Origin of the sequence: Rahnella sp. Larv3_ips (assembly GCF_003697865.1) — a bacterium.
Classification (GTDB): domain Bacteria; phylum Pseudomonadota; class Gammaproteobacteria; order Enterobacterales; family Enterobacteriaceae; genus Rahnella; species Rahnella rivi.
The window spans coordinates 13,784-35,537 of the sequence record NZ_MJIB01000008.1; the positions used below are offsets into that span (position 1 = coordinate 13,784).

Below are 21,754 nucleotides of genomic sequence, written 5' to 3' on the forward strand. Positions count from 1 at the left end.
TGCGGACGTTTTCAACGTCGGCGTTTGTGGCAGCATTGCGGCAATCGCCAGGACAGCGGCGACGGCGCAGCGTCTAACGATTGATGGCTGCATTGATTTCTCCACTGATGCCCATTGCTTTCAACAGGCGATAGGTTTTTCGCCGGTAGTACCAGTTCACCAGAAAGGTCGCGACGCCGACGGCGGCACCCACCAGAAAGGCGATATCCTGATAAGACATACCCCCCAGCCAGGCCAGAAAGACGGCGACGCAGTAACAGATAAACGAGGTGATGCGCTCCATGGTCATCAGTCCCAAAGTGAGACGGTTTCACTGACTGCGGCCTGAGTAATATCCCGCATCCACCGCTAAGCCAGCAGGAGTTCAGCAAATTCGCGCTGGGCTATCTGGTGTTCGGAAATGCGTATCTGGAACTGATCCGTAACCAGCCTGGCGAACCGATGCGCTTTGAGGTCGCGCCGGCTAAATATATGCGGCGCGGAGTGGAAGAGGGGGACGTACAGGTTTGCACAAGGATAGATAGAACCGCATCAGTTCGCAGCAGGCAGCATCTTTCACCTGATCGAGCCAGATATTGACCAGGAGATTTATTGCCTGCCGGAATACCTGAGTGCGCTGAACTCTGCCTGGCTGCTCAAAGCAGCAGTGATATTGACTCAATGCGCAAGGCTATGAGGGATACAAAAGGCCTGGGTAACTTCCGTAACCTGTTCATGTACGGCACCGAACGGCAGGAAAGACGGCATTCAGATTCTGCCGCTGAGTGAAGTTGCGACCAAAGATGATTTTTCAACATTATGAAATTCAGCCGTGATGACTTGCTAAGTGCGCGTCGCGTACCGCTACAGACGATGGGCATCATTCCTGATAATGACGGAGGATTTGGGGAGGTGGAGAAAGCCGCGCAAGTGTTCGTATGGAATGAACTGAGGCCGCTACAGGAGAGAATGAAAATGTTAACTCAATATGCACAATCATTTCATTTGCTAACTATGAGTTTGATATGAGGGTGATTTATTCAATCGTTCAGACACGATAAACTTGCCACTTACTAATTAATAAAGAGTGATTTTTTCTAACAGCAATTTATTTCATATATATAAATACAACATATACAAATGAAAATAGTGGTGCGAGTGGCTCTTCTCATATGTTCAGAGAAGAGCCCAACATTAGAACTTGGTCCAACCACCTGTTTCTGTGGCTAATAAGGTGTTTTTTTCTCGTATATTAGGTCTGATAACGGGAATTGTTGAAGAAGACAGAGGGGCTTCATATTCTATTTTAAATACAGAGACAATTTCTGTGAGTTGACGTGCTTGCTCTTCCAGTGAAGCAGCTGCAGCAGCTGATTGCTGAACCAGTGCGGCATTTTGCTGTGTAACACTGTCCATTTGAACTACAGCTATACCAATTTGACTTATCCCTTTGCTTTGTTCAGTTGATGCAGCGGCTATCTCGCTCATGATGTCATTTACACGGCTGACCGAACTCACTATTTTATCCATTGCTCCGCCAGCCAGTGTAACTTGTTCTGACCCGGACTTAATGTTCTCGACCGATTCATTAATGAGCACTCCAATCTCTTTTGCCGCTTGACCACTGCGTTGTGCAAGGCTTCTTACTTCACTTGCAACGACCGCAAATCCCCGACCTTGCTCACCGGCTCGCGCTGCTTCAACGGCAGCGTTAAGTGCAAGGATGTTGGTTTGAAAAGCGATACTGTTGATCACGCTAATAATATCGACGATTTTATGTGAGCTTGCATTAATCTTTATCATTGTGGATACAACATCGTTAACTATATCACCACCTTGATTTGCTTCCCGAGTTGCCTGATCTGCCAGAGTACTCGCCTGAGTTGCATTATCTGCGTTGTGTCGGACGGTTGAGCTAAGTTGTTCCATGCTGGCAGCAGTCTGTTCAAGTGCTGAAGCCTGTTCTTCAGTTCTGGATGAAAGATCGGTATTTCCAATAGAAATTTCACTTGAGCCTTTGTAAATTGAATCAGCACTATTTCGTATGTCGTATACCGTTTTAGCCCAGTTAGTCTGCATCTTATTAATATAAGGAGTTAACTGGCCTACACAGTTTTTACCTTGGTCAGAAAGCTTGCTGTCAAGTTTACCGGATGCCAGAGATTCAAGGTGCGCTTTTACAATATTTAATGGTTTAACGAGAAAGTTTGCTAGATAACGATCGCTCGTTAGCATGATTACAACACTCACGCCCAAAGCACATATAAGTATATACTGACACCATTGAACCCATTGAGTAATCCTCTGATTTGCCTCAGCATTAAGAGTCATTATTTTTTGATTGTATTTATCAATGGCACTACTAAAATTTCTTCTCAGTGGAAGATACTTATCATTTTTTAAAGACTGGAAAACACCTGTGTTTTTTTCTATCGCTGACTTGTACATCGGAGATAAAGCATCGTTAAAAAGAGATAACGAGCTGTTATATATAGCATTCACAGTGTTTGAGTCGAGATTTCCATGTCTAATGCTTTTAAATTGATTAAGTCCACTTTTAAGACTTTCTAATTCGATAAGGGCTGCTTTTGATTCTAGATCGTAAACTTCATTTTCATTCTTATCCAAACCTATCATTGCACGCTCTAATGCTGTGACAGCACGATAATACTGCGCATTGGCATTATTGATGATATCGCCGTTTTGCTGCTGAACATTAGTAAGACTAAGCTCGCCTTTCAACTCAGTAAGCGAGTATAACGCAAAACATGATGCCCCAGTCCACAAAAAAGAAAAGGTAACGAGAATAGTAATTAATGCTGTTCGTATTTTTATATCTCTTATGAATCTCACTTTATATACCTCAAGTGTTGGATACTGTACTGCGCCTGAGAAAGCCGCGAATTTTTTATAAGCTATATAACAGCCAGGATAGTTTTTTTATATTTTACTAACAATGATATCGGCAATATTATTTTTATCTTGAGATGTTTAGTGATTTAAAAAAATAAAAATGAATAAACGAAGCCTTCATGTTGAAAAGTATGAATATTATTTCAGCGTGTAGAAATGTTAATATTTTCTCTTCTAATTGTATCTCGTTCTTAAAGGGCTAAAAAAATGAATACTAAAAGAAAATTATTTTCCTAATAGAGCGCAATGCTATCCCCGTCACGCCTGCCCGCTTTATTGGTCGCTTTTTATTCAGTTGCGCGATCCGTTTTGATCCACGCCAGCACGGGTGTGGCAGGGAGAAGTGAGCAGGGCGATCACAATGTGAAATCATGCACTCAATGCATGCAGAGCTGCCAGAAGGAGATCACTCACTCTTCTCCGCACCCTATTTCCTTTACTACAAGCTCCTCGATGATTAACAGCTTCTCAAAGCTATGCTTTACTGAAACCATACCTGGTTGAATCTGATTGGAGGAAGCATGTTGATTTACAATGTTTTCGGGAGATACCTCGGGGTTTTAAAAGTGCCTGAGGGCTGGCAGGTTTTTCGCGTGGATATCACCGAAAGAAAGTTCTCGCGGCTTTATGAAATTATCATTCCTGATGAAATGACTGAGAGTGAGATCCCCGGCTGGCTTGGGGATATTTTTCATGAGGCAGCGAGTGAACGGCACCCTGATGTGGTTAGAGTTGAGTGACCGTGTTGAGGACAAAAAAAAGCCCGCTCGGGGCGGGCTGAAAGGGGTAAAGCGAGGGTCTTACACATCGGGAAGGACAGTTCCCGGTTGACACAGGAGAAGAAACTTCGTCTTCGGAATCTAAGGTATCAAACAGAATGTAGGGTTATGTCAGAGCAAAGTAAGTTTGCCTGGTGACATGTAACCCGTGCAGTAGCGGGTTTACATTGAGCTTATAACCGCTATCTTTTTAACAGGAACATAAGCCTGATAAAGGGAATGTGATGCGATATTGGACAGGCACGATAGTTATTTTCATTATCGCCATACTCTGCGCCCTGTGGCTTGGCGACCGTATTCCTCAGGCTTATAACCCGTTCGCGCCACTGGCTGTCAGCGATGCGCCGAACCTCATTACACGCTATAAACTCCGTCGTCTCGACGGTAACCCGCAAGCCTGTCTTGATGCGCTTGATCGCGCGCAATCATCCGGTGCGATTCAGTTTACTCGTGCAGAAAATATGGGGGGAAAGTGCCCGCTGGAAAATCCCGTGCGGGTGAGGGGATTTGGAGATGTGGCACTCAGTTCAAGTTATCTGGCGAGTTGTCGTCTGGCCCTGAGCAGCGCGATGTATGTTTCTCAGGTTGCCAAACCGCTGGCATCAGAGAAATTGGGTTCACAGCTTACACGCATCGACCATTTAGGCAGTTATGCCTGTCGCAATATCTATAGCAAACCTGATGCCCGGCTGAGTGAGCATGCCACCGCTGAAGCGCTGGATATCGCCGGGTTTCGCTTGAAAGATGGCCGGCAACTGACAGTCTTAAAGCAGTGGCCGCAATCCGGTGATGAAGCACAGTTTATACATGCACTATTTTCAGAAAGCTGTCCGTACTTCGGAAACTCGATAGGGCCGGATTACAACGCAGCGCATGCCAATCATTTTCACCTTGGCATGCGCTGGTTTGGTTTTTGTCGTTGATAGATGAGAACTTTATTCGGCCAAATACCGTTCAACCAGACGCGTCCAGTAGGCTGCCCCAAATGTCAGGCTCTGATCGTTAAAGTTATACGCCGGATTGTGCAGGGCGGCGCTGTCTCCATTCCCCAGGCGTAAAAAGCATCCCGGTTTTTGCTGCAGGAAGTACGCAAAGTCCTCACTGCCAGAAATCGGGGGTAAATTGTCTATTACGTTCTCTTCCCCCAGCAGTTCTTTTGCCACGCTGAGAGCGAAAGCGGTTTCCTGATCGTGATTAACCAAAACCGGATAACCCGGAACATACTCGATTTCCGCCCGCGCTCCGTATCCTGTTGCGTGATGTTCAACCAACGTGCGGATGCGTTCTTCAAGGATCTTACGAACTCCGGCATCGAATGAGCGAACGCTCATTTCCAGGCGAGCAGTTTCAGGAATAACGTTTGATGCATGGCCCGAATGCAGTGAACCGATGGTGACTACCGCCGTTTCGTTAGGATCAATGCTACGTGACACAATCGACTGCAAAGCAACCACCAGGCTGCCCGCAACCAGAATGGGGTCTACGGCCATATGTGGCCGTGCAGCATGTCCGCCTTTTCCATGAATAGTGATGTTCACCGTATCGCAGGCCGCCATGAAAGGCCCGGAGCGGAACATCATTTTCCCAACCGGGTAGCCTGGATGATTGTGCAGGCCGTAAACGGCGTCGCACGGAAAACGCTCAAACAGCCCCTCTGCCAGCATGCGTTCTGCACCGCTGTTAAAGCCGATTTCCTCCGCAGGCTGAAAAATCAAATGTACGGTGCCGGAGAAATTTTTGCTTCGGGCCAGCTGTTCCGCCGCACCCAGCAACATGGTGGTATGTCCGTCGTGACCGCAGGCATGCATTTTCCCCGGGTACTGACTCGCATAACTCACGCCAGTTCGTTCAGCGATAGGTAATGCATCCATATCTGCGCGAATGCCGATGCTGCGCGACCCGGAACCCGACGTCAGCGAACCGACCACACCGTGTCCCCCCAGGCCCGTGGTCACCTGATAGCCCAGCGCACGTAATTTATCCGCAACCAACGCAGCGGTCGCGGTTTCTTCGTTAGAAAGTTCAGGATGTTGATGCAGGTGTTGGCGAATTTCTCGCAGTCCCGGCTCGAGATCGGCGACGTCAGCGATGGTGCAAAGTGTTTTATGAGTCATTATGAGTATCTGTCTGTGCCTGAGAGATATCCGGTCAACGTGACCGGTGCCACATGGTTACTTCAGACAGAATGCAATGCCAAATCTGAGCTGGCAATCACTAAATAAATCCTCTGATAAGGTTTGTTCAACATCTGGAATGTTCAATTCAATACCGCTATGTAATTGATGTAACAGATTAAAGTATTTTACGTGATGTCGTCCAAAAAATGATTTGCGCTCTGGACAGTCGGGAGAGGCTTTTGGGAATATCTGGCAGGCGAAAAGTGACCTGCCAGAAAGGCATTCATTTAAGAGGGCTTGAGAAATCAGGCAGGGAGGTAAGTGATCGAATGTTCCAGGGAGTCACATTGAGAATCAATGAGGACATTCCAGATACCTTTATAAGGGATGCCGACATAGGCCGTGTTTTGATCTTTTACTGTCAGTACGTCGCCGAAACCTGAGTGGCGGTTCTGTTGCTCCGTGTCATTTTCGCACATGAGATGGATATGGCATTTCTCTGAACAACGAATGACGACAGTGTCGCCCCCAAAAAGACTTAATCTGGCTCGCACATTTGGCATGACTGTCCCTCAATATAAAGTGATGTATCTGAAATACGCCGTAACTGAACACTGCCAGGGTTTACGCCGGACTCTCTGGAGTGATGTAAGTCACACAACGTTCTGTAACTTATAAAAGCAGACTGCAGGTGGCGAAATAATGACCTTAATCAATAGTTATGAGATTGCGCATCAGATATTCAAATGAGTCATCGATGTGTTGTAAATAAGGGTGCTTAAAACTTCATCAAAAAGGTGTCATGTGTTTTCACGGTTAAGAAAGGGTAAAGAAGCAAGCGGGGCGGTAACATTCATCGGTTATCGTGAACGTCAGTGACTGCCGATATTCATTCGTTACAGAGTAATAAAATAGCTGCTTTTTCTTTCGCAAGCTGACACCCTATAGGTCTGGCATGTGTGCACGCTTGAAATTGATTCTTATCGGATTTTTTACCGTCTAACTCGCTTGTTTAGCGGGTCATGAAAAGAGTGTGCACTACACTTTCTTATCTCATTCAGTCATAAGGGCATCGGATGATTTGCTCCGAAACATTCAAACACTTCAGAAATTTCAGTGCATTAGCGTTGATTCTGAACGCGACTTTTAGCCTGCCGGTACAAGCGGATGATGCGCTGCTACGGGCTTGTGGCAATGCAAATACGGCAAAAGATTGCCAGTTACCTTTCCAGCAGGGGCTTTCCCCGGTTCAGGTGAGTTTGACCCGTGAACCTTTATGGGGTTATGTCGATACCAGCGGACATATGGTGATTAAACCCGCCTTCAGCGAAGTCAGCGGATTTGTTAATGATGTCGCCGCCGTCAAAAAGGGCGATAAGTTCGGTTATATCGATAAAAAAGGCAACTGGGCGATTGAGCCGCGCTTTACCCGCGCTACCGATTTCAATGCTCTGGGAACCGCTCTGGTCGTGACTGATAATCGACTGGCGATGATTAACCGCAAAGGTGAAGTCATCAAAACCTTACCTTTTGCTGCCTCTTCAGACACTAAAGGATTCACGCAGGGTCAGGCGCTGGCAAGTGTACAGGTTCAGGTGTCACCGGCGTTATGGAATGCCGCCACCGATCGATCACTTGCATTACCTGATGACGTGATGGCCCTCGATTTACCGCAATCGGGTCTTATTCCGGCGAAAAAACGTGATACCGCCACTGACGGATTTTGGGGTTATCTGGACGAGAACGGTCAATGGGCCATTGATCCGATGATCCTGAAAACCCGCGACGAACCTATGCTTAACGGCAATGTGGTTGCGGTGAAAACGAAGAACGACTGGACATTTGTTGATCGTCAGGGAGTTTCCCTGAGCAAAGAGCAGTACAAATCTGTCCGCCCGCTGTCATCTGGCAGCTGGCTGGTGACCCTGAACGATAACGGCAAACAACTGCTCAGCAGCAAGCTTGAAAAAGTGCAGGATATCCCTGCCGATCAGGCTGAAAATGTCCTCGTCTGGGGCAATGCCATTATCGGACAAGGCAGTAAGGGCGTTACCATTATTGGTGCCGATAATCAGATCGTCTCGGTGAAAGCCAACAAACCTCAGTTATTACAGCAGGGTGACCGACTTTGGGTCACGCAAAACGAAGGTAAATCGCTGCAGGTCATACAAATCTATAACAATAACGGCGTAGCGCTGCTCAATGATGCCACGCTCGCGGCGTTAAAGGATTATCAGTTGCAACCGCTGGCGACCAGTGTCATGACGGATGATGCGCCCGTATTACCCGCAGAGAGTCAGGATGCCTCGCGGACTTTGCCATGGGCTGTGCTGACTTCATCAGATGCCGCCAGGCCACCCGCCATTTTAACCTCGCAAGGCGCGGTGCTCTCGGACCCGCAGTGGGCATCGATTGATAATGCAATCTCTCAGTCACCACTGATCATCCATACTCAAACCAAAAAAACAGGGGCGGTGGATTCAGCAGGGAAATGGATTATCCAGCCGGTCTATTCGCAAATCAGCCCGTTTAACGGCGATTACACCTGGGCCGTGGACGACAGCAACAAAGCAGAGACCCGTCGTTTAATCGACCACAGCGGCAATGCGGTTGATGTGCCTGCGGATATTCAACAGAATGCCCAGCGTCTTTCTTCCGGAATGTTGTATTACGCGGTAGGCGAAGGTGATTCACGGCGCTGGGGTCTTTGGGATATTGCCAGCAAAAGCATCAAAGCTGCCCCTCAGTACCTGCAGATTGAATCCTTCGACGACGGTTATGCGCTGGCGAAGACAGATGCTGGCTGGGGCGTGATTAATCTTGATGGAACCTGGGCAATTGCACCGGATGCCAGCCTCAGCGGCAAACCTCAGTATGTGGGTGACGGGATGTTTACCTTCTCTGATAACGATCAGCCCGGTGAACGCGGTGCAGTGACCGGTCATTTCGCCCTTTATAATGCGCAAAGTGGCCAGGCGATGGCCACTGACTTGCTTGCCAGTCCGCAACGGGTTGGGGAAAATCACTGGCTGATTAAGCCGTCGGAAGGTGGCGTGTCCTTAATCGATGATGCCGGCCGTGCGCCTCTGAGCAAAGGCATTGTCGCATCCTCAAGCTCCGTTAAAGGTGACTGGGTGATGCTGAATTTCTCGGCGCACTTCGGCGCCATTAACGGCAAGGGTGAATGGCAGATCCCGCCACTGTATACCGCAGAGTTTAACTTCATTTCTCCACTGAACTGGAGCCGTGCGGTAAGTGACAACAACACAACGCTCATCAACGATCACGGCGGCGTTCCGCTCGATGGTTTTGACCAGGCACAACCGCTGAATTCACTGGTTCGTATGGCAATGAACGATGACGCTACCGGTGAAACGGTACTGTTCGATAACGATGGCAATGAAGTCCGTCGCTTCTCAGGGCTCAACAGTCTGCTGGCAGATAAAGCGAGCTCAGGCGTGATCCCAATGCGAGACAATAAAGGCCTGTTCGGGTTTGTGGATCAGCAGGGTAAAAAACTGATCGGCGCCTATTTTGATCAGGTGGGATCGATGAATGATAACTTCGCCGCCGCCATGAAAAAATCGACCTACGGTAATTTGTTCGGTTACATCAATCCTACCGGCCGGTTTGCAGTGTTGCCTAAATTTAACTGGGCAGGCGATTTCAGTGAGAAACATGCGTGGGCGGGCGGCAAGGGCGTGGTCAGCCTGCTGAACGCAGAGGGTGCCGTTCAGGCGAAGATACAAGTGCGCTGCAATCAGCGTGTCATTGTTGATACGAAAGGTGCCTACCTCTGGCCAGCCAAAGCGCCTTCTTGCAGTAACGGAGGCAATTAATGATTGTTAGTAAACCTTCAAGGTTACATCGCGCACTTTTCGGTGCGTTTCATACCACCAGCGCGCTGGCCTTATTGACACTAACAATTCCCGCGATGGCGGCAGAGTCCGACAGTTGTTTCGCACCATTACCCTCGGCTCAGGCTGAAATGCAGGCGCGTAATGCGCAGCCTCTGGTTCAGAATCAGTGTCTGCGCGATGTTCACGAAGGGCGGGCCGCCGTCCGCTTACCGTCAGAGAACGCAAGCGGTGACCGTTGGGGCTTTTTAGATAATAAGGGCCAGTTGGTGATTAAGCCCGTCTTTGATGACGTCGGGGATTATCACTACGGAACCGCCGCCGCGAAGCAGCAGGGCAAATGGGGTTTCATTGATACGACCGGCAACTGGCTGATACAACCGACTTTCGAAAGTGTTCAGCCTTTCACACAGTCGGGGCTGGCCGTGGTGACGCTCGCGGGCAAACCGCAACTGATCGATCGCAAAGGAGCGCAGGCCGGTAAAGCTTTTGATGAGTTAGTTGATGAAGCGACCCTGACTGACGGTGTTCCTGCGCGTTTGCAGCTTTCGTTTAAAAGTGTCTTGCTGTCGCCGGACGGTGTCCGGCATGTCGCGACGGACAAAATGGAGATCGTCGAGCCTTTTGGTGCCAGCGGTTTGTTCATCGCGTTTGATGCAAACAAAGGTTATGGCATTGCTGACGAGAATCTCGCCTGGCGCGTTGAGCCTCAGTATTCGGCGCTGACGCTTGATACGAGAAATCCTGCTGTTGCATTGGCTAAAAATGCCGACGGTATTACGCTTATCCGCGCAGATGGCGTGCAGGATGAGCAGAAATATCTGACGGTCAGTGAAGAAACCGGCGCATTCTGGCTGGCTAAAACTGCCGATGGCATTAAGTTGCTCGATAATTCAGCCGCTGTCATCGCGACATTTAGCGAAGCCGGGGCGTCTGCATTGCAGGTGTCAGGTGACTATGTTCTGAATCCATCGGGCAAAGAAGCGTTAACGGTCTTTGTTCCAGGGCGCAAACAGCCGCTGACGGTGCCTGCTGCCAGCCAGCCTCTGGGGCAAAATACCGGTGAGTTTTTAGTGCTGACCAAAGGTGAGCAGAAGAAAGTGAACACCATCGTGGCGCCATCAGGCGGCATGATCGGCGGGGCACAAAATGTCGGATGGCTGGCACAAATCGCCAGTGCTGAAGTGATTGATCATCGCCTGTGGCTACGTGATGAACAGGGCGACGTGTTAAACGTCGTTGATGCTTCCGGTAAGGCGCTGCTGAATCAGAAAAGCCTCAGTGCCCTTGGCGACAGCCGCATTGAGCCTCTGAACGCCGGTTCGGAGCCTGCCGGCGCGCAATCTCCGTTGGCCTTAATTCGCCCAGAGAATGATTCGGGCAATGCCGGTGCGGGTTTCCTGCGTTCAGATGGTTCACTTCAGATTGAAACCAAATGGCTGGATATACAGCCTGCTGACAGCAGCCAAAATGTCGGTCAGTTTATTGTGCGAACCGCCGGGGGCACCGGCGTGGTGGATGCCCAGGGCAAAACGCTGATCCCACTGGCGGAAGACAATATTTCTCCGTTTGTAAACGGTTATGCGCTGGATTATCTGGACGGCAAGCTGACGGCAATGGATCACGCTGGCAAACACTATGGCCTGCCGGATGTGTTCGAGCTGGAATCTGTTGGCAACGGCTGGTTCCGTTACCATGAGACGGCTGCGGAAGGCGCGCTGTGGGGGATTTTTGACGCGAACAGTCAAAAAAACATTTCGCAACCCGCGTACAAAAGTGTCGGCAATTTCGCTAATAATCAGGCTGAAGTACAGATGCCAGACGGTTTATGGGGCATTGTCGACGCTCAGGGTAAAGTGCTGGTCCAGCCAAAGTATGCGGAGGTTAAGCGTATCAATGCCGCATTGTGGTTGCTTACTCAGCCAGCTGTGGCTGATCAACCTGAATCAAGCACTATCGCTGAAATCATCGGCAATGATACCCAGACACGTATTTCCCCTGTTGCAGGATTATCCGTCACCCAGTTCAGTGATGGCCGCATTTTGGCGACGTCAGCGGCGGGTCAGTCCTGGTTACTGGATGCCAAAGGAAATGTTCAGCTTCACGAACAGCAAACACATATCAGCGCGCTTGGCGATTGGGTGAAACTTTCCCGTCAGCCACAGCAAGGCTACCTGACGGCTCAGGGTGAGTGGCAAATTCAGCCTGTCCCGGTGTCCGAAGGCTCTGCTTTCGGGCAGGGGCGCGCGTTGCGTTCAACGCCAGCGGGCGCTGAGTTAATTGATGATAAAGGTGCACGCATCGCTGCCATGCCGGAAGGTAAATGGGTACTGCCGGCGGGCAGCGCCTGGTCTGTCTCTTATGATCCGCAGGACGATGAGCCTGCCACCCGTTATGTTGACAGTACGGGCAAGCTGGTGCTGACGGTTCAGGGTTTTGCCAGCAGGATGACCGACGGCCACGCTGTGCTGACCCGCGCTGACGGCAGGAAAACCTGGATTGATGCGCAAGGAAAACCGACTGACGGTGTCTCATTTACCGATTTAGGATTGCCGGTTGATGGCCTGGCATTTGCGCGTATCGATCAGGGTTATGGTTTTGTTGATGCACAAGGCAACTTTGCAATTCCGCCGGTGTTCAGTGCCGTTTCCCCGTTTGACAGCGGCGTTGCCGTGGTGTCGACGCCGGTGATGTCGATGATGATTGATAAAACCGGTAAGCCTCTGGCGCGTATCGATAAAGAATGTGGTATTTCGGTCTTGTACGCAGCGGGAAGTACAAGACAGTGGCCGCCGGTTATGCCAGAAAACTGTACGAAATAGCCGATACCTTCTCTGACTGAAACCCGCTTCGGCGGGTTTTTTTGTGCTAATGTTTACAGGTAATCGTTGTGAACTATCTCAATTGAAAGGATAAATTATGATCCCGCAGATCCCATTAAAATACAGGGACGCAGAACGTTGGTCTTTTGGTGATACTGAATCATCCGCAGATGAACTGGCAAAGCGCGTTATCGACGGCACAAAAACAGCGACCTGTTCAAACCTCGATGATGACCCGGAGCCTGAAGCCGGTGAGATCTTTGTTGTGGTTGATGGCCGCAACAATCCTGTCTGCGCCGTTCAGCTGACTGACGTGAAGCAGGTGCCTTTCGACCAGGTGACTGAGCAACACGCCTGGGAAGAAGGTGAAGGCGACCGTACGCTGGCCTACTGGCGCACAGAGCATCAGCGTTTCTTTGAAGAGTATGAAATGTTCGAGCCCACCATGCCGTTGTTGTTGATGAAATTTAAGCTGGTGGAAAAATTCTAATATTTTCCGTTCAGGCCCTTTACGGGCCTGAATATCCATCACTCAGCGATTCCCCCTCTTGTTCATCCGCATCTCGCTCAGGAAACCGTTATGTCTGCAAAGTCTGCTTTTCAGAATGCATTTTCTACCCAATCTGTGATCCCTTATTTCAGCCAATGGGAAGATCCTGATGCTGCTGCGGGGATCATTGCCGGGGAGATTTCGCTTTCGGAAGTGACGCTATGGCGTGAATCCGGGGCATCTTCACAGGAAGAGTTTATCGAGTGGGCTAACCATGTCTGCGGAATGTGTTGTCTGAAAATGGTACTGGCAGCAACGTCGGGCAACGTAGTGCCGATATTAAATCTGACTCAGAAAAGTTTGCCGTATGGCGCTTATGTGCGGGATGGCGAAAATATCAAAGGCCTGATTTATGCGCCCTTTGTAGAGTTCGTGAGGAAGGAGTTATCGCTGAGTGCGCAGGTGAAAGTCGGAATATCCGCTAAAGATATTGCCGGTGAGCTGGAAAATCACCGTTTTTTTATCGCGTCGGTGCATCCGTCAATCCGTAAACCTGAGTCATTGCCGCCGCATAAAGGGGGGCATCTGGTTCTTGTTACCCGGGCTGACGCGCAGTCTGTAACGTTTCATAATCCTTCCGGCCACGATATCTCTTCTCAGCAGGACGTTACGCTGTCCGTTGATGCATTCTCACGCTTTTTTGCCGGACGGGGTATTTCACTGGTGGCTGCCGCTAAGTGACCGCATAGCGGCATGGCGAACAACGTCCCGTTCGCCATGCTGTGTCACTCCAGTCTCATGATCCATTCGTCATTCTGTTTGTCATATTTTTCTTTGTACAACACGGAATGACGGCCATCCAGAATCGCCGGTACGCTGGTGTTATCGTCCCAGGCATCCAGTTGCATGCATAAATCAGGATCTGATTTGCAGGGGATATGAACCTTATCGCCGCCTTTTGCTTCAGGTGTTGATAACTGCGCATCATCTATTTCATAACTGCCAATTCGTATAATCGATTTTCCCATCAGGTACTCCTTGCCAGATTAAAGCCAGTGATTTGAACAGGATCAGGTACGACCAGTTGATCGCCCTTACTTGAGAATAGTCGAGAGCACAAAAAGCGCCATAAGAAATTTTCAAGCAGGGAAGAAGTGGGATGAATCTCATGAGACGTGCTGAGAGCAAGGAGGAGAAATGCCGGTGCGTCAGTAAGACGTTCCGGCATTTTCAGCAGGTTAAAGCGGGTTAAATCTCACAGAAACCGGCATGGCATTGATCTGATTGCGGCCGTTATTTTTCGACAAATATAAGGCTTCATCGGCAGCGCTGACGATATCGGACTGATCGTCAAGGCCGGGATCCTGATCGGGCATATAGGTCGCAATGCCCTGGCTGATGGTCACCCGGTTAAATTCGCTGAAACTGTGCTTGATGCCCAGCGCTTCAATGGATTCCATGATGTGCTGCGCGACGATCCAGGCACCTTTCAAATCGGTATCGGGGAGGATCGCGGCAAACTCTTCGCCGCCGAATCGCGTGACCACGTCCGTGCTGCGTTTTAACGATTTACGCAATGTGCGGGCGACCAGACGCAGACAGGCATCGCCCGATAAGTGCCCGTAGTGATCGTTGAAATGTTTGAAATAATCGATATCAATCATCACAACGGTCAACGGCGTGCGGTTGCGCTTGGAACGCATGTATTCGTGACTGAGCACTTTTTTGAATTCGCGGCGGTTGGGCAATTTGGTCAGTGAATCTGTACGGGCCTGAATTTCCAGACGGCGGTTAGCCTTGACCAGTTTCAGTTCCAGCAGCTTGCGCTCGTGAACATCTTCCGCCGTGCCGTACCAGCGCTGGATTGAGCCATCCGGTGCATAACTGGCTGCCGCGCGAATGCGCATCCAGTTCCAGCCGCGATCCACATGGCAAAAACGCACTTCGATATCCAGCGGTGCACCGGTTTTCAGGCATTGTTCCCAGGTTTGAACCGCGCCACGACGATCTTCCACATGCATGCTCTGGATCCACTTATCGGCCAGAATATCCTGACGGGTCATGCCCGTTATGCGCTGAAATCGTGAACTGACGTCATTGAGCATGCCGCGCGGATCAGCGGTCCACGGAATTTGCGGGTTCAGCTCGACCATATTGCGGTAATGCTCCTGACTTTCCCGCAAAGCCTTCTCCATTCGCTTCAGGCTGGTGATGTCAGTCATCGCCACAGACAGTCCGTTCAGCTGATTTTGTCCGTCGTAAGCGGCTTTAATGCGCACGAAGAACACCTGATTTTTGCCCGGAACCGAAAATTCTCTGTCCGGTGTATGCTCGTTGCGCTGCGCCAGTTCCAGTGCGTTGTTGAGCAACGGCGACAGGCCGGGCAGGAAAACACCGACTTTGCGGCCAATGGCTTCAAAAGGTTGCAGGCCAATAATATTTGCCATGGCGTCATTCACCGTCACATATCGCATGTGCAGATCGATGAAGCACAGCCCAACAGGCGCGTTCGAGTAGATGGATTCCAGCTGAAAAAGACGTTGTCCGGGAGCCTGATCCAGTGTGGTCAGATTGCGGTCGATGCCGCGATAGCCCCGGAAATTGCCGTCGGGGTCAAACAGTGGCACACCGCTGGTTTCGAGAATAACTTCCGTTCCATCCGGGCGGATATTACGGTTAAGCAATCCGCCGAAGGGCGCGCGCCGTTCAACGATGGCGGCAAATTGTTCGCCCACACGTTTCGCTTCGTCTGGCGGCATAAAGTCGAACGGGGTTTTACCTATAACGTCTTCAGGCGGGACTCCCAGAAACTCGATGCATTTATTCGAGGAAAATACGTAACGTCCTTGTGCATCGACTTCCCAAATCCAGTCAGAATTGTTATCGATGATATCCCGCAGACTGGCCATTTCCTGTAAAAGCAGTCCATCTGCTGATTCGAGTTTCATTTCATCCGACATGATACTTCTCCGACTGGCAGCTCTTTACTCAACATCAGGCACTATGATTCATTTAGAAAAATGATATATCACTAGCAATGTTATCTTGAGGGCAATAATACATGGCAGGCTAGGATTATTCCTACTTATAATTCAATAAACCTTAATAGATAAAATAGCTTCATATCAAAGATTTGCAGGATTAAATTTTTATCATGCATTTGATTCATGAGATTAGCTCTCAGAAGTTCACTTAAAGGGATGAGTAAGGAGTATTAACTAAAGTGCGTCTTTGGGGGATTTTGCTGTTTTTAGAAAAGTATAAAGAGAATATTCTGCGCCAGCAGGGTGATCTTCTGGCGCAGTAAACTTTAGCAACAATCACGTTAACTGATCGTTCGGCAAATTCAGATGGCGGATGGCGCCATCTCTGACCAGTTCGCGCGGCAAACTATTTTTGATTCTGCTGCCAATCCGCTTCGCCAGACCGAGCGGTTGCGCATGCCAGGTCACCAGACATTCATCTTTCGGGGGTGCAGTGTCAGGGTAGATATCCACGCCACGCAGCCAGTTTTGCGCCAGTTCATCATTTATCTCAAAACGATTCACCGCATCCGCGGCGCTGAAAGCGATCACGGCCTCATGCTGCCAGCGGAAACCTTTCGGGAAACGTTCTGCCAGACGCAGGCCGATACGCGAGAAGCGGACTTTACCAAACAGCGGTTCCAGCACGGCCGGGAACAACCAGATTTCTTTATCACGCTGCCACAAGGTGAACTGTTTTTCCGGCCAGCGCAGGCCGGACAGTTGCGCTGCATTCACGATCTCTGCGCTCTCCTGACGTGACATAGGAGAGAAAGGAAAACGGCCTACTTTATAGCCGGGCACCGGCAGACGTGGGACGGAATCTGTTTTACGAAAGCGCGCGACAAAGAACCCCTCGCTGTCATAAACCTGAGGGAATACGTGCAGGTAACCTTGCGGGGTAACGGCTTTCGATGCGTCAGTAAATAAGTGTTCAAGCGTTTCCACTTCAACGGCATCCGCATAAGTATCAAGTAACCACTGACAAACCTGCTGATTTTCCTGCGCGTTGAGGGTGCAGGTGGAATACACCAGAACGCCACCCGGTTTTAATGCATGGAACGCGCTGTCGATAAGTTCGCGCTGGGTGGCTGCAATTTCCAGAACGCTGGCCTGCGACCAGTTACTCATTGCATCCGCATCTTTACGGATCACGCCTTCGCCAGAGCAGGGCGCATCCAGCAAAATCGCATCGAACGTTTCCGGCAGGGCGGCACCAAACACACGGCCGTCAAAATGGGTCAGCGCGGTATTGCTGACGCCGCAGCGGCTGACGTTGGCATGCAGCACTTTGACGCGGCTGGCAGAATATTCGTTGGCAACTATGCCGCCCTGGTTATTCATCAGTGCGGCGATTTGCGTGGTTTTTGAACCGGGCGCAGCGGCAACGTCCATCACCAGCACGGGTTGGGTGTCGTTGGCAAAAAGCGCGGTGACCGGCAGCATGGAACTGGCTTCCTGAATATAGAAAAGCCCGGCAAGGTGCGCGAGCGCGTTGCCTAAGCGTGATTCATCCAGAGCATGACGGTTGATCCAGAAACCTTCCCCGCACCAGGGCACCGGTTCTAATTCCCACTGATAGCTGGCGGCCAGTTCGAGAAATGCCGCCACGCTGATTTTTAGCGTATTGACCCGCAGGCTTGGGCGAAGAGGGCGCTGACAGGCTGCAATGAAATCTTCCATGCTGAGGTTTTCAGGCATGATCGCGCGGGTCGCATCGAGAAAGGCGGCGGGTAATTTATCGGCGAAGGCGCCGGTGGTGGTGAGTTTTGACAAGAGTGCGGTTCCAGAACTGAATAAGTTTTCCAGCGACGGAGTCTAGCATATTTACACCCGATGAACGGCAGGTGCGACTGACCAAAATGAACAGGCCACCCGAAGGTGGCCTGTGTGCGTGAGGGGGCGATCAGTTTCTTGGGATTGCGGTTCCCCAGTCCTGCCAGTCTTTCGGCGCCTCCGGATTAAGCAGGAAGTGATTGCCGCTTGCGGCTTTCGGTGCCAGAGGTGTCGTCGGTGGCGTTGCGAAGGCGATTCCGCCACGAATGAACTGCTGGAATGTGCCGCTTTTGAACACGCCGCCGGTCAGACCGAATTGCAGGTCATACCCGGATGCCAGCCAGAAGACCGTGTTTGCCCGCACCAGATACTGATACTTCTTACTGATCCGCAGTGTGACGTTCACCCTGTCAGCCATCGCGCCAAGGTATAAGCCGGAAACGGTACCCACTTCGATACCGCGGAACAGCACCGGCGTACCAATTTGCAGCGAACCGACTTCGGCGGCATCGACCACAATCCCTAATCCGTCGGTATAACGGGAATCGGTTATGGTTGATTCCTGCAAGTCAAAGTTGCGCGTCGGTGCGCCTTTGCCCGCTTCCACATTGATGTAGGGCTGGAGCAGTGTATCCAGATTGCTGACGCCACCGGCAGAAATCTCAGGTGAGACAATCGAGAAGCGCGAGCCGCGACGGGCAAACGCATCGACATATTCCGGATACAGCACCGCTTTGGCCGCCACCTGATTCAGTTGCTGATCCAGTTTCAATGATTCGACCTGACCGATAGTGATACCGAGATAACGCAGCGGCATCCCCGGCGACAGTTTGCTGGCATCGTAGGTATTGAGAACGATCTGGCTGCCGACAGCGCGGGCTGAGGTTTCGGAGTCATACAGATTACGTTTCGCACCTTTGGTCAGCGTCACGCCTTCCAGATTATCGAAGCTAATGGCGCCTTTTAATGCGCGATCGAGCGGTGAAGCCTGAACGGTCAAACCGCTGCCGTTGAGCTGAACCTTCGCGCCGCCTTCTGCCCAGAAAATACTTTTATCTGTGAGCAAGTTGCGATACTGCGGCTGGATGTAAACGTCCACGTCGAATTCATTGGCCTTCGGGCGAACATTAACGATTTCACCGACCTGGAATTTACGGTAGAGCACCACAGAGCCGGTTTGTACGTCTGGCAGGCTTTTCGCGGTCAGCGTCAGCGTTGCGCCGGGTTGCTCACCCTGAATACCTTCGGCCGCTTTTTCGGCGTTGCTGTAAAGCGGGTATTTCTGCGCCGGTGCGCCTTTGGTGCCCGGAATGATGCGTACACCGCCATCTACCCACTCCTGAGCGCTGGCGCCGAGCACTTCCATTCCGTCGATACCCAGTTTGACATCCACGCGGCTGTTGACCACAAACTTACTGTCTTTATGCAGCAGGTCTTTGTATTCCGGCATGATGGCGGCGTTAAACAGGATGCCTTCGTCGGTCAGTTTACGATCCATCACTTGTCCGACCGTGATGCCATACAGTTTGATCGGCTGCCCGGCGTCAATGCCGTAGCTTTGCGGAGCAATCAGCTGAACTTTGACGGTGCCGGGGTCCTGAAGCAGCTTGCGGTTACTGTCCAGCACCACGAAATGCTTCTGCGGTTCACCTTCGCCTGGGATCAGTTCGAGCGTGTTGCCGGTGAGCAACTGGCTCAGATTGGCATTGTTAAGGCTGATGCGCGGGCTGTTCATTTCAATGCGCGTGCCGGTGCGGATCATATCCAGCACAGACGGGTCGACGGTCAGTTTACCGGTGACTTTGCTGTCCGCCTGCAGGGTGATTTTGGTCAGCGTACCGACCTGAAGCCCCTGGTACATCAGAGGTGTCTGGCCTTCCGACAGACCATTGCCATTCGGCAGATCCAGATCGATTTCTACACCGCGCTGGCTTTGCGCCAGATCGGGATAAAGGACATAAGACTGATCGGCTTTTGCAGGTTTACCTTCGTTAGGTGAATCCATTGAAATGGCGCCGTTCACCAGTGCTGCCAGACTTTCCATCTGTACTTTCGCACCGCTGAGGCTGAAATCACCTTTGAAACCTGAGACGTTCCAGAAACGGGTGTTGTCTTTTACCAGATTGGCAAAACGTTTATCGATCAGCAGATCAATCGTCACGCCGTTATTACCGCTTTCAATATCGTAATCGTAAACTTTACCGATCGGAATTTTACGGTAGTACACCAGCGAACCGGTACTCAGTGAGCCCAGATCTTTGGCGTGCAAATGAATCATCAGTTCGCCGGTATTGAGGCGGAATTTAGGCTGCGTATCAAGCGCCACAAAATGGTCTTTCTCTTTACCCGGCCCTGGCATCATGCCGATGTAATTACCGCCGACCAGTGCATCCAGGCCGGAAACCCCTGCAAGCGACGCTTTCGGGGTGACCAGCCAGAATTGCGTGCCATCGCGCAGCGCATCAGTGAGATCACTTTTGATGCTCACCTTCACCTGAATGGTGCGCAGATCCTTGGTCAGGCTGATGGATTCAACCGTCCCGACTTCGACACCCTGATAACGCACAGGCGTACGGCCCGCCACAATCCCTGCGGCAGACTGGAAGTCGATGGTGACTGTTGTGCCGCGTTCCTGAAAGTTGCTGTAAATCAGCCACCCGGCGATCAGTAAGGCGATAAACGGCAGCAGCCAGAAAGGTGAAATCCGGCGTCTGTGTTTTATCCGTGCTTCAGTCGGTGTATTCGGCGTTTCCTGTTGCATGTGCATCCCAAATCAAGCGGCTATCAAGCCATTCAACGGCAAGAATGGTCAGGATCACGGCGGAGCCAAAGTAAAAGGCGGCCGGTCCCATTGTAAATGACAAAAGCTGGTCACGATTTACCAGCGACATCATCAATGAAATTACAAACAAATCGAGCATCGACCAGCGTCCGATCCAGGTCACCAGCCGTAATAAACGAATGCGCGTTTTCAGTCCCTGAATCGCTTTGAAATGGATGCTGAGCAGCAGCGTCAGCATCACGATAACTTTCGTAAAGGGCACCAGCACGCTGGCGATAAATACAATCGCGGCGATCGGAACATTTCCTGAGGTGGCGAGCGACACTACGCCAGAAAAAATGGTGTCCTTCAACTGCTGACCGTTGGCGTAAATAATCGAAATGGGCAACAGGTTCGCGGGAATCAAAAAGATCATCGCTGCAATCAGCGCAGCCCAGGCTTTTTGCAGGCTGTGTTTATAACGCACACGCATTGGCGTATGGCAACGCGGACACCGTCCACGTTCATCGGGCTGACCGGTGAATTTGCAGGATAAACACAGACGCAGCGACGAAGGCACACCTTTAGGCTGGCGCTGCGGATAAAACTCTTCCCACAGCTGTTCGATATTAAGATTTATCATGGTCAGCGTGACCATTACCGTCATCATCAGATACGCGGCCAGCGCCACGCCGACATTGATATCGGCATATTCTTTCACCTTGATGCTGGCGACGGCCATGCCCACCAGGTAAATATCGAGCATGACCCAGTCTTTCAGGCGATCGAGCATCAGCAGCACGGGTTTGAGATTCATGCCGAGTTTGCTGCCAAAATGCAGATAAAGGATGGAGAGGGCCAGCGTGAGCGGTGCGCCAATGGTGCAAAACGCCACCATGCTGGCTGTGACCGGATCGCCCTGACGCGACATTTGCCAGATGCCTTCGAGCAGGCTGGCGTCTATACGGGTGCCCAACAGACGGATGCTGATCAGCGGTTCGGTGAATGCGAAAGGCATCAGCAATAAGATGCTGATGGCAATAGTGATCAGACGGGGCAAGGAGCAAACCCGGCCCTTTTCGACTTTGGCATTGCAGCGCGGGCAATGTGCAGTCTGTGTGCGTTTCAGCGCCGGAAGCGAAAAAAGATGATCGCATTCGCTACAGCGTTGGTAGCGAACTTGCGGGATCTGGGCTGATATCGTGTGTATTTTCATAGTACCTGGAGTAGTAAGAAT

15 protein-coding genes and 2 pseudogenes are annotated in these 21,754 nt (G+C 50.7%); 7 read left to right on the plus strand and 10 right to left on the minus strand.

Annotated elements, in window-relative coordinates:
- Together ED901_RS25415 and ED901_RS13305 are read right to left on the minus strand one after the other, a co-directional pair.
- Nucleotides 1-93 (minus strand): annotated as a pseudogene (locus ED901_RS25415) (lysozyme); the annotation flags it as partial.
- Nucleotides 74-283: a phage holin gene (locus ED901_RS13305; protein WP_056779250.1), complete on the minus strand. Its 210-nt coding sequence runs from the start codon at nucleotides 281-283 to the stop codon at nucleotides 74-76. The gene ED901_RS13305 and the pseudogene ED901_RS25415, both read right to left, overlap by 20 nt.
- Before the next feature lie 50 nt (nucleotides 284-333).
- Here ED901_RS13305 and ED901_RS25420 point away from each other — a divergent pair.
- Nucleotides 334-1,008, plus strand: a pseudogene (locus ED901_RS25420) (phage portal protein); the annotation flags it as partial.
- 165 nt (nucleotides 1,009-1,173) lie between these two features.
- Here ED901_RS25420 and ED901_RS13315 read toward each other — a convergent pair.
- Complete coding sequence (locus tag ED901_RS13315) at nucleotides 1,174-2,832, minus strand: methyl-accepting chemotaxis protein (RefSeq protein ID WP_122096193.1); 1,659 nt, start codon at nucleotides 2,830-2,832, stop codon at nucleotides 1,174-1,176.
- Nucleotides 2,833-3,413: 581 nt separating this feature from the next.
- Here ED901_RS13315 and ED901_RS13320 point away from each other — a divergent pair.
- The gene (locus ED901_RS13320; RefSeq protein ID WP_056779223.1) at nucleotides 3,414-3,632 is read left to right on the plus strand and encodes a hypothetical protein; all 219 of its coding nucleotides are present in this window, start codon (nucleotides 3,414-3,416) and stop codon (nucleotides 3,630-3,632) included.
- Nucleotides 3,633-3,895: 263 nt separating this feature from the next.
- Entirely contained in the window at nucleotides 3,896-4,594 is a 699-nt protein-coding gene (locus ED901_RS13325) for an extensin family protein (protein WP_122096194.1), read from the plus strand.
- A gap of 12 nt (nucleotides 4,595-4,606) precedes the next feature.
- Here the strand turns inward: ED901_RS13325 and ED901_RS13330 are convergent, their stop codons facing one another.
- Nucleotides 4,607-5,785, minus strand: a complete 1,179-nt coding sequence (locus ED901_RS13330; RefSeq protein WP_122096195.1) for a M20 aminoacylase family protein — start codon at nucleotides 5,783-5,785, stop codon at nucleotides 4,607-4,609.
- Nucleotides 5,786-6,093: 308 nt separating this feature from the next.
- Nucleotides 6,094-6,351 carry a DUF1883 domain-containing protein gene (locus ED901_RS13335; protein ID WP_056779210.1) on the minus strand — a complete coding sequence of 86 codons (258 nt, stop codon included), beginning with the start codon at nucleotides 6,349-6,351 and terminating at the stop codon, nucleotides 6,094-6,096.
- Between the two features lie 513 nt (nucleotides 6,352-6,864).
- Between ED901_RS13335 and ED901_RS13340 the strand changes: the two genes are divergently transcribed.
- The 4 genes from ED901_RS13340 to ED901_RS13355 all read left to right on the plus strand — a co-directional run bounded on the left by ED901_RS13340 (nucleotide 6,865) and on the right by ED901_RS13355 (nucleotide 13,698).
- Nucleotides 6,865-9,627 (plus strand): WG repeat-containing protein, encoded by a 2,763-nt coding sequence (locus tag ED901_RS13340; protein WP_122096196.1) that lies wholly within the window; start codon nucleotides 6,865-6,867, stop codon nucleotides 9,625-9,627.
- Nucleotides 9,627-12,467: a WG repeat-containing protein gene (locus ED901_RS13345; protein ID WP_122096197.1), complete on the plus strand. Its 2,841-nt coding sequence runs from the start codon at nucleotides 9,627-9,629 to the stop codon at nucleotides 12,465-12,467. The genes ED901_RS13340 and ED901_RS13345 overlap by 1 nt, the downstream gene beginning before the upstream one ends.
- 97 nt (nucleotides 12,468-12,564) lie before the next feature.
- Nucleotides 12,565-12,957 carry an ASCH domain-containing protein gene (locus ED901_RS13350; RefSeq protein WP_056779198.1) on the plus strand — a complete coding sequence of 131 codons (393 nt, stop codon included), beginning with the start codon at nucleotides 12,565-12,567 and terminating at the stop codon, nucleotides 12,955-12,957.
- A 90-nt stretch (nucleotides 12,958-13,047) separates the two neighbouring features.
- Nucleotides 13,048-13,698 carry a C39 family peptidase gene (locus ED901_RS13355; protein WP_122096198.1) on the plus strand — a complete coding sequence of 217 codons (651 nt, stop codon included), beginning with the start codon at nucleotides 13,048-13,050 and terminating at the stop codon, nucleotides 13,696-13,698.
- Between the two features lie 44 nt (nucleotides 13,699-13,742).
- On the opposite strand, the gene ED901_RS13360 is transcribed toward ED901_RS13355, so the two are convergent.
- The 5 genes from ED901_RS13360 to yebS all read right to left on the minus strand — a co-directional run bounded on the left by ED901_RS13360 (nucleotide 13,743) and on the right by yebS (nucleotide 21,733).
- On the minus strand, nucleotides 13,743-13,985 hold the full coding sequence (locus ED901_RS13360; RefSeq protein WP_056773387.1) for a DUF1480 family protein: 243 nt from the start codon (nucleotides 13,983-13,985) through the stop codon (nucleotides 13,743-13,745).
- 210 nt (nucleotides 13,986-14,195) lie between these two features.
- Nucleotides 14,196-15,917, minus strand: a complete 1,722-nt coding sequence (locus ED901_RS13365; protein ID WP_056773390.1) for a diguanylate cyclase — start codon at nucleotides 15,915-15,917, stop codon at nucleotides 14,196-14,198.
- A 360-nt stretch (nucleotides 15,918-16,277) separates the two neighbouring features.
- Nucleotides 16,278-17,756 (minus strand): 16S rRNA (cytosine(1407)-C(5))-methyltransferase RsmF, encoded by a 1,479-nt coding sequence (gene rsmF, locus ED901_RS13370; RefSeq protein WP_256370285.1) that lies wholly within the window; start codon nucleotides 17,754-17,756, stop codon nucleotides 16,278-16,280.
- 130 nt (nucleotides 17,757-17,886) lie between these two features.
- Nucleotides 17,887-20,517, minus strand: coding sequence for a PqiB family protein (locus ED901_RS13375; RefSeq protein ID WP_122096200.1), 2,631 nt, complete (start codon nucleotides 20,515-20,517; stop codon nucleotides 17,887-17,889).
- On the minus strand, nucleotides 20,486-21,733 hold the full coding sequence (gene yebS, locus ED901_RS13380; protein ID WP_056773397.1) for a membrane integrity lipid transport subunit YebS: 1,248 nt from the start codon (nucleotides 21,731-21,733) through the stop codon (nucleotides 20,486-20,488). Before yebS ends, ED901_RS13375 begins: the two co-directional genes overlap by 32 nt.
- Nucleotides 21,734-21,754 lie beyond the last annotated feature (21 nt).